This is a genomic window from Flavobacterium kayseriense, assembly GCF_014305095.1.
Classification (GTDB): domain Bacteria; phylum Bacteroidota; class Bacteroidia; order Flavobacteriales; family Flavobacteriaceae; genus Flavobacterium; species Flavobacterium kayseriense.
Map to the genome: position 1 here is coordinate 1 of NZ_JACRUI010000003.1, position 14213 is coordinate 14213.

At 32.9% G+C, this 14213-nt stretch carries 15 protein-coding genes; 12 read left to right on the forward strand and 3 right to left on the reverse strand.

Going from position 1 to position 14213, the window contains the following annotated elements; genetic code table 11:
* The first annotated feature begins 136 nt into the window (after positions 1-136).
* The 4 genes from H8R22_RS09305 to H8R22_RS09320 all read left to right on the forward strand — a co-directional run bounded on the left by H8R22_RS09305 (position 137) and on the right by H8R22_RS09320 (position 3169).
* Complete coding sequence (locus H8R22_RS09305) at positions 137-1024, forward strand: alpha/beta hydrolase family protein (RefSeq protein ID WP_187010183.1); 888 nt, start codon at positions 137-139, stop codon at positions 1022-1024.
* Positions 1025-1215: 191 nt separating this feature from the next.
* The gene (locus H8R22_RS09310; RefSeq protein ID WP_187010184.1) at positions 1216-1653 is read left to right on the forward strand and encodes a hypothetical protein; all 438 of its coding nucleotides are present in this window, start codon (positions 1216-1218) and stop codon (positions 1651-1653) included.
* Positions 1654-1848: 195 nt separating this feature from the next.
* A complete protein-coding gene (locus tag H8R22_RS09315; protein ID WP_187010185.1) occupies positions 1849-2601 on the forward strand; it encodes a COG4705 family protein in 753 nt (250 codons plus the stop codon).
* 211 nt (positions 2602-2812) lie between these two features.
* A complete protein-coding gene (locus H8R22_RS09320) occupies positions 2813-3169 on the forward strand; it encodes a bleomycin resistance protein (RefSeq protein WP_187010186.1) in 357 nt (118 codons plus the stop codon).
* A 215-nt stretch (positions 3170-3384) separates the two neighbouring features.
* Here H8R22_RS09320 and H8R22_RS09325 read toward each other — a convergent pair whose 3' ends face one another.
* Positions 3385-3543, reverse strand: coding sequence for a hypothetical protein (locus H8R22_RS09325; RefSeq protein ID WP_187010187.1), 159 nt, complete (start codon positions 3541-3543; stop codon positions 3385-3387).
* Between the two features lie 157 nt (positions 3544-3700).
* Here H8R22_RS09325 and H8R22_RS09330 point away from each other — a divergent pair, with 157 nt between their 5' ends.
* The 7 genes from H8R22_RS09330 (at position 3701) to amrB (ending at position 10068) form a co-directional block, all read left to right on the forward strand.
* Complete coding sequence (locus H8R22_RS09330) at positions 3701-4762, forward strand: ligand-binding sensor domain-containing protein (protein ID WP_187010188.1); 1062 nt, start codon at positions 3701-3703, stop codon at positions 4760-4762.
* A 246-nt stretch (positions 4763-5008) separates the two neighbouring features.
* Complete coding sequence (locus H8R22_RS09335; protein WP_187010189.1) at positions 5009-5824, forward strand: SDR family oxidoreductase; 816 nt, start codon at positions 5009-5011, stop codon at positions 5822-5824.
* Positions 5825-5836: 12 nt separating this feature from the next.
* Positions 5837-6334 (forward strand): hypothetical protein, encoded by a 498-nt coding sequence (locus H8R22_RS09340; protein WP_187010190.1) that lies wholly within the window; start codon positions 5837-5839, stop codon positions 6332-6334.
* Positions 6331-7239: a helix-turn-helix domain-containing protein gene (locus H8R22_RS09345; RefSeq protein ID WP_187010191.1), complete on the forward strand. Its 909-nt coding sequence runs from the start codon at positions 6331-6333 to the stop codon at positions 7237-7239. The genes H8R22_RS09340 and H8R22_RS09345 overlap by 4 nt, the downstream gene beginning before the upstream one ends.
* 209 nt (positions 7240-7448) lie before the next feature.
* Positions 7449-8060, forward strand: a complete 612-nt coding sequence (locus tag H8R22_RS09350) for an HD domain-containing protein (RefSeq protein ID WP_187010192.1) — start codon at positions 7449-7451, stop codon at positions 8058-8060.
* A 574-nt stretch (positions 8061-8634) separates the two neighbouring features.
* Entirely contained in the window at positions 8635-8808 is a 174-nt protein-coding gene (locus H8R22_RS09355; RefSeq protein WP_187010193.1) for a glycine zipper family protein, read from the forward strand.
* A 183-nt stretch (positions 8809-8991) separates the two neighbouring features.
* Positions 8992-10068: an AmmeMemoRadiSam system protein B gene (gene amrB / locus H8R22_RS09360; protein ID WP_187010194.1), complete on the forward strand. Its 1077-nt coding sequence runs from the start codon at positions 8992-8994 to the stop codon at positions 10066-10068.
* A 353-nt stretch (positions 10069-10421) separates the two neighbouring features.
* On the opposite strand, the gene H8R22_RS09365 is transcribed toward amrB, so the two are convergent.
* Entirely contained in the window at positions 10422-11714 is a 1293-nt protein-coding gene (locus tag H8R22_RS09365; protein WP_187010195.1) for a type II toxin-antitoxin system HipA family toxin, read from the reverse strand.
* Positions 11714-12058 carry a helix-turn-helix domain-containing protein gene (locus H8R22_RS09370; RefSeq protein WP_187010196.1) on the reverse strand — a complete coding sequence of 115 codons (345 nt, stop codon included), beginning with the start codon at positions 12056-12058 and terminating at the stop codon, positions 11714-11716. The genes H8R22_RS09365 and H8R22_RS09370 overlap by 1 nt, the downstream gene beginning before the upstream one ends.
* Before the next feature lie 501 nt (positions 12059-12559).
* Here H8R22_RS09370 and H8R22_RS09375 point away from each other — a divergent pair.
* Positions 12560-14080 carry a sensor histidine kinase gene (locus H8R22_RS09375; protein WP_187010197.1) on the forward strand — a complete coding sequence of 507 codons (1521 nt, stop codon included), beginning with the start codon at positions 12560-12562 and terminating at the stop codon, positions 14078-14080.
* The last annotated feature ends 133 nt before the right edge of the window (positions 14081-14213 follow it).

Sequence of the window (14213 nt, forward strand, 5' to 3'; positions counted from 1 at the left end):
AATATTACGTCTACAATCAACTATTTTTGAAATTAGTAAACAACCAAAAATAGTCAACCTATATCAGGACAAGACAAAATTGACGGAGAATTCAATAACTTAATGCAACACTTTTAATTTTTTAAATTAGACCAAAATGAACATTAACTTATTTCTTTGGCTATTATTAGCAACTTTACCAGAAATGGTATTTTCTCAGTCGACTGACTTTACCATTCAAGATGTAAAATTTGAAAGTCAAGGAATTACTCTAGCAGGCTCAATTATAAAGCCAAAAAATCCATTTGCAGCAGTCGTAATTGTTCACGGTTCTGACCCAGTAAAAAGAGAAATGGAGTTTGCAAAACGTCTTGCAAAAGAAGGCATTGCTGTATTGACATATGACAAACGTGGAGTTGGAGAATCTGGTGGTTTATATGTTGGACCATCTGTTGGTACAAATAATATTGACATTACTAATCTTAATTTATTATCGTGCGACGCAAATGAGGCAGTAAAAATATTCCAAACCTATTTGAAAGATAAAAAAACACCAATTGGATTAGTTGGGTTCAGTCAAGCAGGATGGATAATTCCAATTACTGCAAGCAAAAATCCACAAATAGAATTTATGGTTTTGTTTAGTTGCCCTACAATTACGACTCTGGAACAACTCCGATTTCAGTTTTACACTAACGGAAATAATAATTTCTGGGATAATCATACAGATGCAGATGCTCGTAAACATACCAAAAATGACTCTGACAAGTATCAATTCGTAGCTACTGACCCAAAAACTTCTTTGAATACTCTTTCAATTCCTGGACTTTGGCTTTTTGGTGAAAAGGACATACAAATTCCTGTAAAGTTGTGTATAGAGCAATTAAACACATTTAAAGTTCAAGGCAAACCTTTTGAATATACCTTGTTTCCAACATTAGGACACAATACCTCATTTGAAAGTGATACCGCACCTTTTGACATTTCAATTCAGTGGATAAAACAGAAAACGTTAAACAATAAGAAGTCTAAAGTATCAAAATAAAGCATTGCCTACAACAGCAGTTTGGCAAAGTGGCGGGTTCAGTGCTAAATTGAACATTCGGAATTCTAATAAACATTAGTGCTTAATTGAAAGTAAGTACTTCAAAGTCAGTCACTTCGTCAAGCTGCAAAAAGTTGGCATTAAGGTCTTGAACCCACCCAATCATGAAATAAATCATATTATTTGCATTATTGATATTTAGCACTAGTTTTTACTCTCAAGGTTTCGATAATGGAGTTTTGGAAGAGAATAATAGTATAAAACTATTGGAAGAGTGGTCACAACTTTCAGGAATCAAAATTGACAAAATGAGTGTTGTAATTGTGAATTTTTATATCAAACCAAAAACAGAACCAAATGGTTCGTGCATTGACTATTATACCAATGATTACGCATATAAGAGATTCATAAAAAAGAACAAGAATATTGTTCAGTTTTTCATAACTGAGCAATCATATTTTTATAATAGAAAAAATGTATTGGAAGACAAAAATGACGAAATAAAAAAATTATTATTTGAAAAAGCAAAGTCATGCGGTAACTACATTATTATTAAACCAACTGGAGAATTCATTAGAAAATTGGGCGAATATAGACAAGACGAAATTCCGAAGTTAATTAGACAATAAAAAAAACTAACGCATAACAGCCGTTTCTCGCAATTGCGAATTTTGTGGTATATTCACGACTACGTTTCGCTAGAAATTTTATCTTTAAGAGAAAATAAACGACCTTGTTGCATTAAGGTCTTGAATTCGCCCGACAAACCATAAGTAACAGTATTAGAAAATAAACTATATGACATTAGAATTTACAAACAAATTATGAAACACTTACCTAAAATAAATCTCTTTTATTGGGCATTAATAATTAGTGCTAACACAATGGGAGAAACAGTAGGTGATTTAATTTCTCAAACGTTTGGTTTGGGTTATGGTGGTGGAACTATTGCATTACTTGTACTTTTTCTAATTGCTTTAACAATTTCAATTTACTCAAAAAGTCAGAAACCACTTTTGTATTGGACAGTAATAACTTTGGCAAGTACATTAGGAACAACGATTTCCGATTTTATTAGTCGTTCCTTTTTTCACTTACAACTTGGCTTTACAGAAAATCAAGGTTATCTATTTGGGACAATAATTTTGATAGTTGCTTTAATTGCAACTTTTGGCATTTGGAAATATCAATCAAGGACAAATACAATTGAAAACGGACTTGATAAGCAAACAGAGTTTTTATATTGGATAGCAATTTTAACTTCAAGTACATTGGGAACTGCATTTGGAGATTTACTTGCACATAATACACCATTAGGCTTTGACGGAGGAACTTTGCTATTAGTGATTTTACTTGCTGCTGTTGTTGGACTTTACTTTTTGACAAAACTATCAAGGGAACTTTTGTATTGGTTCGCTATTATTTTGACACACCCAATTGGTGCAACAATGGGTGACTATTTGACAAAACCACAAGGATTTAATTTAGGAAACATTAAAGCAAGTTTAGTTTTAGTAGTCGTTTTTATAATAGTAATTGCAACCGGACAGTTGACAAAAAACAGACAAACGAATTGACGACAAAAAACTGCCACTAACAGCCGTTTCTCGCAATTGCGAATTTTGTGGTAAATTCACGTTTACGTTTCGTAAGGAATTTTATCTTTAACGGAAAATAAATGAGCTTGTTGCGTTAAGGTGTTGAGTCCGCAAACAGTATACCCTACTAAAAGAAAACAATTAAATTGAATGAATCCTAAAGGTTTTATTTTTTAAAACGAAAATTGATATGCTCACTACCATAAACCCAAAATTGCCAATGCGGAATAAAGCCGCAACAAAAGATTTTTACGTAAACAAGTTAGGATTTAAAAACGTTGGAAGTTCTGACTATGATGGCTATTTGATGGTAGAAAAAGACAATATAGAAATCCATTTTTTTGAATTTAAAGAAATTGAGCATAAGGAAAACTATTCAGGAGTCTATATCCGAACCGACGACATTGACAATCTGTATCAATCATTGTTGAACAATAAAGTAGACATACACCCGAATGGAGCATTAGAGACAAAGCCTTGGGGACAAAGGGAATTTGCTTTGCTTGACCCAGATAACAATCTGCTGACTTTCGGACAGATTATTTAATCACTATTTACTGATTACCTAGAAACGGCAAGCCAACAGCGGTTTGCAGAAATTGAGAGAATTTTGCAAGTTTGGTAAATTTTTTTTGCATGAGTATTTATCGGTATAGGAAAATAATCAGTTATGAAGTTCGAAACTGACGAGAAGCAGCTAAACCTCAGGCTGTTAAAAAACTCCTTTTCTCGGAATTTTCTCAAAATCCATCATTGCATACTTCAATATACCCAAGCAAAATGAGCCGTTTTAGCAATAGAAATACCTTTGGCTTTAAGCATCTGAAGAGTAAATCGTATAGCTTCTATGGCTAACGCTTCTACAAAAGCAGCTGCAAAATGAACGGGGCTGTCTAGGAAAATCAGGTCTTCTAATCTCAAAATTCATTAAATTGCCTCGTATTCCTGTGTTGTGTAGTATCTGTAAATGCACCTCTTTCCTGCCTTTTATTTTAAAAAGATGCAGTATATTTGAAAGAACCAAACGGAAATTTTTTCACAGACTACCGTTCTGCGTCATATTAAAAAACAGACTTGAATGAACAAATTATGTAGAATGCCATATCTGATTTTTTTATTATCTCTGAACTTTTCTTGTGTTGAAAAGAAAGCAACCAAGAAAGAAATTAATAAATCTGAAATTGTAAGGGCTTCAAAAAGCGACACATTAAAATTCACTTCGGGAATACGCGCTATCTTTCAAGACAGTAAAGGCAATTATTGGTTTGGAAGTCATAATGAAGGAGTAAGCTATTATGATGGAAAAATATTTCAATATTTCAACAATACTAATGGTTTACTTGACAATCAAATTCGTTCAATAGAGGAAGATAAAAACGGAACTATCTGGCTTGGAACTGCAAAAGGGGTGAATAGTTATGAAGGAAAAAAGTTTACTACATATACAACTCAAACAAATAACCCAACATTGGAATGGAACAATACCAGTGGAGATTTGTGGTTCAATGCAGGCGAAAAAGATGGACTAAATCGTTTTGATGGAAAAAAAATGAACTATTTAATTTTTCCAAAACCCAAAAATACAAATCTTGATAATTCATTTGGGGTTACCGATTTATCTAAAGATAAAAACGGTAACCTTTGGATATCCACATATGCTGCATTATTTAGTTATGATGGTAAAATGACAACTATTTTTGATCATGAAAAATTAAAACTTAAAACCAATGAGAATTTGCACATAAGAAGTGTATTAGCAGATTCCAAAGGAAGAATTTGGATAGGCAATAATGGTATTGGAGTTTTACTAATGGAGCATGATAAAACAATACATTTTTCAGAGGTAAACGGACTCATTCAAAAGAATAGTAGTAAAAATGGAAATCGATCACCAACTGGGACAATGGAACACGTTTTTGCAATTGAAGAAGATTCTGGAGGTAATATTTGGTTTGGAGATAGAGATACAGGAGCTTGGAAATATGATGGCAAAAATGTAATAAACTACAGTATCAATACCAAACTTTCGACCCCAATGATTTGGTCAATATATAAAGACAACAGCAACAATTTACTTTTTGGAATGGCAGAAGGTGGAGTTTATAAATTTAACGGAAAATCTTTTGATAAAGCGTTTTGATAAGAAATGCGAACGCACAGCAGCCATTTAGCAAGATTGTAAATTGTGTGGTAAGTTCACGTTTTGCATCATATTTTCTGCAAAGCCGAAAGCTTACGAATTGCCCACCATCTAAATGCGGCAAAACATGCTGTATCATACTTGATCAATAATCCGCAAAAAGAATACAAACAACCTGAATTTGTATTATCTGACAATTGACTTAAAGAAACAACTTTGCACCTTATTAATGTAAAATTTAAAAACATGAACAAGACCATTTTAATTACAGGTGCAAGTAGCGGTATTGGAAAAGAAACTGCAAAGTTATTTCAATCAAAAGGTTGGAATGTAATCGCTACAATGCGAAATCCAGAAAACGAAACAGAATTAAATCAATTAGAAAATGTTTTGGTTGCCAAACTGGATGTTTTAGATTTAGATTCTATTCAAACCGCTTTTGATGCGGGTATTCAAAAGTTTGGTAGTGTTGATGTGCTACTTAATAATGCAGGTTACGGAGCATACGGACCGTTGGAAGCATTTAGTAGAGAAAAAATGGTACGACAATTCAATACCAACGTTATTGGACTTTTAGATGTTACTAAAACCGTTTTACCTCATTTTAGACAAAATAAAAAAGGTATTATTATTAATATTTCGTCAATAGGAGGTAAGATGACTTTTCCATTGGGTTCCTTGTACCACGGAACAAAATTTGCCGTTGAAGGTATTTCGGAGTCACTTAGCTATGAAGTAGAGCAATTTGGTGGACAAGTAAAAATTGTAGAGCCAGGTATGATAGCCACAGATTTTGGTGGGAGGTCTTTTGATTTTAGCAATGACGAAAAAATGGCTGAATATCAAAATATTGTTAGTGCGCTGATGACTGCATTGCCAGTAATGGCAGAAAATGCATCTCCAGCAAGTGTAGTAGCCAAAGTAATATTTGAAGCGGCAACAGATGGGAAAAATCAATTGAGATACATAGCAGGAGAAGATGCTAAAATACTGATTAGTAATCGTAAACAATATGATGATGCTACGTTTACGGGGGATATTAAATCACAATTTGGACTTTAAATTAGTAGCGATATGAATTCAGTTGTGAAATATTTTACTGGAGAAAAAGCCGAAAGTTACCTCTTTATTTTAGTGGGAGTACTTGCTTTCGCATTAGCATTCTATTTCTTTTTTGTAGTAAAGACTTCTTTTTGGAAAGGTGTAGCCATACCTTTTATTATTGTTGCTTTATTAGAGTTTATAGTAGGTTACAGCATAGTTAATCGAAGTTCAAAAGACATTATTCGGGTTCAAACCTATATAACGAATGAACCACAAAAAATTAAAAGTCTTGAAATTCCACGAATGGAAAAAGTATTGAGCAATTTTGTTATTTATAGATATGTCGAAATTGCGTTAATCATTTTAGGCATCGCATTGATGTACAGTTCTATGAATGATACCTTTTGGAGAGGCATTGGCTTGGGGTTATTTATCCAAGCAAGTATTGTTTTAAGTTTAGATTTTTTTGCTGAAAGACGAGGGCATCAATATATCGTATATTTACAAGAATTAGTTGAGAAATTATGAGTGAGATACTACATCTTCAAAGTATTGCCGATTTGCATAAATTGTTTAATTTAGGGAATAGTCAACACCCTTTAGTGGCTGTTTTGGATTTTAGCCAAGTAAGTGAACAAGTAGATCAAAACGCGAAAATCAGTACCGATTTTTATTCAATTATGTTTAAAAACTATTGTAAAAACAATATCAAATATGGCAGAAAAGCAATAGATTTCCAAGACGGAAATTTAATATGTATTGCTCCCAACCAAACTATTGAAATTGATAATGAAATTGAACAGAGAGAGAATATGTTGGGGTGGGGTTTGTTTTTTCACCCTGATTTAATTAGAGCCACTTCATTGAATGACAAAGTAAAAAGTTATAGCTTTTTCAATTACGAAGTGTCAGAAGCACTTCATCTTTCAGACAAAGAAAAAAATATTTTATGGGAATGTGTTCAAAAAATTCAATCTGAACTTAAAGAAAATATTGATGTACACAGCCAACACATCATTGTATCAACTATAGAATTATTACTGAATTACTGCTCAAGATTTTATGGCAGGCAAATGATTACTAGAAGCCAAACAAACAAATCTATAATTACTCAAGTAGAAACTATTTTATCGAAATACTTTGCCGAAACGAAACTAAAAGAACAAGGATTGCCTACCGTTAAGTTTTTAGCTGACAACGTACATTTATCTCCAAGTTATTTGAGCGACCTTTTGAAAAAGGAAACAGGTAAAAATGCTCAAGAACATATTCATTTTTACCTTATCGAAGAAGCAAAGAATTATTTGATAAATACAGAAAAAAACATCAATGAAATAGCTTATAGTTTGGGCTTCGGGTATCCACAATATTTTAATAAACTTTTTAAGCAAAAAACGGGTAGTACTCCAATGGAATATAGAAATCTAAATTAAAAAAAGTCTACTAGGAACAAGCGTATCACAAAAATGTTGATTCAATTCTTAGATGAAGTCGTGTTTTTCCTATCATGTTTGGTGCCGGCAGACAGTTTTGTGGAATTAACGTTTGCCTTAATAATTTGCAAAGCCGAAAATTGAAAAATTACCAATTTCCACCCATCTTAAAGTGGCATAAAGTTGTAATTAATACCCAAAAAACAGAGATGATAAAAGAAAACTTTTTAAATTTAATTAGAAAATACTCGAAAAACGAAGAGTATAATCTGGAGTGCTGGAACGAAATCGAGAAAAATTATTCATCAAAATCACGGCATTATCATAATCTTGAGCATTTAGAAAATATGCTTTCAGAATTGAGTAAAATTCAATCAGAAGTAAAAGATGTAGACTGTTTACTGTTTGCCATATATTACCACGACATAGTTTACAAAACTACTAAAAGTAATAACGAACATCAAAGTGCTTTACAATTTAAAAATAGAATTGTTAACACTTCATTTGACAAATTGTATGAATGTATATCACAAATTGAGGCTACAAAAGAACATAGAATTTCGGACGATTACGACACAAATATACTTTTAGACTTAGACCTTTCAATTTTAGGAAAATCCCCAGAAGAATATAAAAAATATAGTGAGAGCATTAGAAAGGAATATCAAATTTATCCAGACTTTATATACCGAAAAGGACGAAAAAAAGTACTGAAAAGGCTATTAGAATTGGATTTTATATATAAAACGGATTATTTTAAACGCCTGTACGAGAACCAAGCAATAGAGAATGTAAGGCTTGAATTAAAACAATTAAGTTAACGGGATTTTGAAACAAAATATTTGGTTCAAAAAAGGAGAATACAAACAGAAAAGAATGTTAAGATTACTACTAGACCAAAATTACGGCTGTATGTAAAAGGTATTCATCTTAAAAGGGAAACGGAACAAATTGACGGTAATGAAATTAAATAAATAAAATTAATCAATACCGCCGAAGTTCCATTTCTTAGAGATATTTGGTTAACTTTAGTACGAAATGGTAAGGTTGTTCTAACTCCCGAGGTTCAGATGGTGGGAGTGAACTTCGTGACGTAGTTTTCAAATAGGAAAGTTTTAATTTTGAAAATAGGATAAAGTCAGCGAATTTTGCTGGTAATTTGAGCTAGCCGAATTTTAATAAAATTATTGTTTCGCATCACGTTTTAGTTGAGCCGAAAATGGAGTAGAGACGAAATTCCAGTTAGGTGAAGCCAAGAACGTTAACTGTGATTGAAAAAAAAATAACACATAAAAACAAAAATTTAGACAAACTCTATTTTATTTTGACGCGAAAAATATAGAATGTGAGAAACAAATATTTTACGTTTATAGACTGTGTAATATAAATTAAATTATGTCAGAAAATAAAAAATCTGAAAAAGGAATTATCATAGGAGCAATTTTTGGAGTAGCCCTTGGCGCAGCTTACGGAGCCTATACAAACAATATTTCTTTTAGTGTTGGAATAGGAATAGTTATTGGGGCTGCAATTGGAGCAATTTTAGATTTTGTGAAAAACAGAAAATAAATTTCAAAAAAAGTATAAAATGGCATTTACGGCTAGAAAACAGCATTTTGGAAATTACTAGTTTTATGGTAAATTCATGTTATTCTTTTGCAATAAAATATACCTTAGATAGAAATATCAGATCGCGATCCCCTGTGTTATCAAAAATCACTTTAGTACAAATTGTTTTAAATAAAATTTTATATGCGACTATTCCTTATTTTGATTTGCCTCTCTTGTTTCAGTTGTAAAATTGAAAAAAACACAACAAGCACGGCGCGACTAGGCACACTTGAAAAAAAAGTTAGGCAGGTACATGATACGATTGGTTTTGCTCAATACAATTGGCAATTAGACTCTATTTATAACCGTTTAGGTATAACCGATTCTAAAAATAATAGGCAATGGAAAGCAGCTATAAGTCCGCATGACGATTACAAATATGCGGGACGTTTGTATTACGAATCGCTAAAAGGAGTTAATGCGAACACGATTATTTTAGTTGGTGTTGCGCACCGTGCTCGAAACTTTACGCTTCAAGACAAAATCATTTTTGGAGATTTTACCCATTGGAAATCGCCTTATGGTGAATTAAAAGTATCGGATTTAAATGCTGAAATTATGAAGCGACTTCCTCAATCTTCTTATCTAGTTCATAACGAGATGCAAGAGTTAGAACATTCATTAGAGGCTATTATTCCTTTTTTACATCGCAAGAATAAGAAACTAGAAATTATCCCAATACTAGTACCTTACATTAAGTACGAAACGATTGATGGTATTAGCACTACTCTCGCTGATGTGGTATCAAAAATTTTAAAAGAAAGGAATCTTAAATACGGGAAAGATGTTGCAGTAGTTATTTCTAACGATGCGGTGCATTATGGCAACGAGAATTGGAGTGGAGATTTAGCCCCTTTTGGAGTTGATGATGCAGGTACTAAGAAAGCGAGAGCTATGGATATGGAGATTATTACTACAAGTTTAGTAAACAAAATTAGTACTGAAAAAATAAAGACGTTCACAGAATATACTGTGCAAAAGAGCGATTACAAAGAATATAAATGGGTTTGGTGCGGTCGCTATGCTGTACCCTTTGGACTGAGTTTTGCAAATAAATTAAGTCAATCACTCTACAATAAACCTTTGACGGGGACTTTATTAGATTACCAATCAAGTATCGATCATGAACTTATAAAAGTAGAAGATTTAGGGATGGGAACAACCGCTATTGCAACTCAAAAACACTGGGTTGCCTATGCAAGTTTAAAATACGAGTAGGTCTTTAATTGTTTATGGTGACTAGATAAAGTAATGATGATACTAAGGACCTATAAGGACCTATTTTTAAGTCATTTTTAGGTACAAATTTTTTTGTAAATTGCATTTAACAGAACGGTAACTACAATCATGAATGATGTTGTTATGCATGATGTGAGCTATAAAAAAGATTTCAATAAATGGCTAAGCGCAAGATGCCTCGTAATACGACAGGAGATTGTAACGATCAGTTTAAAGGCACAAAAAATGAAGTTGTTGGAGCTGATTTTTGTGACTATATACATTAGAAGGGGAAATCACTTGAAGAATGCTTAAATCAATTATAAAAAAAAAATAATAAGATTACAACGAAGCTACATGAGCAAATGATAACTACCTATTTTGTGTTTTAAATTTTCTTCAACATTCGCCTTTTCGGCATATTCAAACCAATTGGCAACCGTAATACTAATTTGCTCGATGATAGTATTGGCTTTTTTAATATTCATGCTTTTAGCAAGAGATAAAAGATCTTCTTTAGTAATGTCTTTCCTTTTTCCATTGATGCTAAGATTGTGTTGACTTACCCAATCACTGTCCGGTCGGTAGGCAAAGCAAATATCGTAGGCGGGAGCTAATTCCCAACTTCCTTCTTTTTTGAGTCGAAAAGCAAAGTTTTTAGTATGATCATCGCAATTTCTGGCAATCACATTAAAAACCATTCTTCTAAATAATTGTTCTGCCTGAGGGTAGGGAAGACGCAGCAAACGCATGGTTTGAAATAGCTGTTCATAGCTAAAACTAGTGATCTGACTAAAATCATAATGCTGCATGGCACACAAAGTTTGTATGTGGTGTTTTTCAGCTCCGCCTTCACGATCAAAACGTTTGGTCATAAAATGGGCTCTACCATTTTCTTCCATTAATCGAGATTCCATCATTTCGATTCCACAGGCTGTTGCCATGAGGTAATATGCCATTTCAATACGTCCGTAGCCTGTACTCTCGCCAAATTGCACATCACTTACGGTATCTAATTTTATTAGCCAATGCTCAAATCCTTTTGGAGCTAAGGTTTGGCCTGATTTTACCTGTCCTGTTTGTTCGTTGTAGGCAATAATCGCTTTTGGACGAGCGCCACCAGCCGAGGTTCCTATTTTAAGAATATCTAACATAGCATTTTGATCTTTTTCGCTTAAATTAGTTTCAAAGCCTTCTCTTTTAGAAAGCATTTTTTGCGAAAGGCTAATTAAGTTGTCTATTTCTATATCAAAAGCTTTTTTGTTTACGGTCAATTGTGAGGGTTCAAATTCTAAAGCTCCCATACCACGAGTTCCTATGAAGCACAGAAGTTCAACGGGATTCATGCTATTCTCCGGTCGACCATTTTGTGCTAGCCAACTATTGATTAATTGGTTTCCGTAATCGTCAGGTAGGACATCAGCTAGTAAACCCGGTAAACCTTTAAAAGTTTTTACATCTCGCAATTCAGGAAATGAAAATATGCGATTATTGCTATTACTAATTGGTATTTTTAGCGGTGCTAAATCTATTTTAGTGTTTATGAATTTTGGTTCGTACTCAAAGCTGGCCACACCAGTTTGTGCATTCCATGCTACAGCGCCAATAGTTTCTCCCCATATTTTTACAAAAGCGGTTGTTATCATTACCAGTCGGATTGATTTGAGTTATCAATAGTATTTTTACTTGCACGTTGCCTTTTATTTTGGTCTTGTTTTGCGAGTTCTAAAGGGCTAATCTCTTGTTTAACAGTAAAGCCTTCGAATAAGTATAATATATCCAAAGCCCTCATAATTTGAATTAATGAAATCATGGTAATAGCCTCGCCGTTTTCAATTTGTCCTAAAGTCCAACGGTTAATTCCCGCCTCAGTAGCTAATTGAGCTTGCGTTTTATTGATGTTTAATCGTTGCTGTTTAATAAACGCGCCAATTGTTTTCACAATCGCTGTATCGCTCATTTCTGTCCAATTATTGTTGGTTTTTCCCATTATTAACCATTTTTATCATATTCAGTGTTGGTACATACCAACAAATATAATGATAATTTTTATTTAAATCATGTTTTATTTTTTTAGTTGGTAAAAACCATCTTTATGTATTAAAATAGTATTTAGTGTTGGTTTATACCATCATTTTATTTGTGATTATAAGGTACTACTTTTTTTATAGTGCACCACGCTCTCAAAACAGTAAGATCTCTTATCTAAAATATAATTAAAATAGACGTAATTCAGTTAGTTTTTGGCGCAATCAGATAATCTACTTACCTAAGGAATAATGCCTGTTACAACTTTTTCATCAAGACTAAATACTGTGATTAGTAGTCCGTTTAGCTACTAATTATTTTGTGTTTTATTAACTCTAATATGTACTACATTTGCTAGCAATTAGTAGTGCTGCAGATATCCTTGTAATTAGAAATGTATAGGAATCAAAAATGCCCACTTAAATAGAACATTTAGTATAGTCTTCGAATTTTTAAATATATAATGAACAAAAAAGTAATTTCTGAAAATAGTAAGATCGCTCTTGAGATCGAGGACAATCAAAATATTGCTGCAAAATTAATTATTGCCAGTGAAAAATTAGCGCTACAAATTATAGAAACCGAAAAGCGTGAGGCTCAATTAATTATAGCTAATAAAGAACTTGAGCGCTCTAACAAGGAACTTGCTTTTCAAAATTCAGAAAAGGAAAAACGTGCAGCCGAATTAGTCATTGCTAATAAAGAATTAACCTATCAAAATCAGGAAAAGGAAAAACGAGCGGAAGAGTTGGTCATTGCCAATAATGAATTAGCCTATCAAAATCAGGAAAAGGAAAAACGAGCGGAAGAGTTGGTCATTGCCAATAATGAATTAGCCTATCAAAATCAAGAAAAGGAAAAACGAGCGGAAGAGCTGGTCATTGCCAATAATGAATTAGCCTATCAGAATCAAGAAAAAGTAAAACGAGCTGAAGAGTTAGTCATCGCCAATATAGAACTGACTTATCAAAATCAAGAAAAAGTAAATCGCGCTGAAGAATTGGTTGTTGCCAATAAAGAATTGACTTATCAGAATCAAGAGAAAGTAAACCGAGCTGAAGAGCTGGTAGTTGCTATCAAAGAATTGACATACCAAAATCAAGAAAAAGAAAAACGAGCTGAAGAGTTAGTCGTTGCAAATAATGAATTAGCCTATCAAAATCAAGAAAAAGAAAAGCGAGCCGAAGAGTTAGCCATTGCTAATACAGAACTGGCATTTCAAAACATTGAAAAGGAAAAACGCGCAAGAGAACTCTTAATTGCTAATAAGGAGATCGAGTCCTTTTCATATATTTCTAGTCATGATTTGCAAGAACCTTTGAGGAAAATCCAGACGTTTTCAGGTAGAATTTTCGTAGAAGAATACGATAACTTATCAGCAATGGGCAAGTATTACGTGGAACGTACCCAGCTATCTGCGTTACATATGCAAACACTTATTGATGATTTATTGGCCTACTCCCGAACTAAAACGACTCAAAGGAAATTTGTAAGTAGTAATCTTAATAAGATTGTAAAAGAAGCATTAAAGATGCTTAAAGAAGAAATACAGGAAAAGAAAGCGAAAATCGAAATACAAGACCTAGGTGAAGCCAATGTTATTCCATTTCAATTCAAACAATTGCTTCAAAATCTGATTAGTAATTCCCTTAAGTACTCTGTACCAGAGGTGCAACCTCATATTGTGATTAAAAGTAATTTTGTAAAATACAATCAATCTACTAGTACTGATTTCGCATTGAAATGTGATCATTGTCACATCAGTGTAAGTGATAACGGAATAGGATTTGATGCAAAATTTAGTGAAAAAATCTTTGAAATTTTCCAACGCTTACATCATAAGAATGTATACAAGGGAACAGGAATTGGATTAACAATCGCTCGAAAAATAGTTGAAAATCACAATGGTATTATTAGAGCGACTAGTGCAGTAAATAAAGGTGCTCAATTTGATATTTATATACCAACGGTTCAAATACATTAAGATATCCTATGACTATACAAATAACATTTTAAACTAGACTTTATCTGAAAGGCAAATATCGGGTAGCGGCCTATTATGATTTTGAGGACTATATTTTTTCGCACTCTCTACAGCATTTTCAACCACAATTACT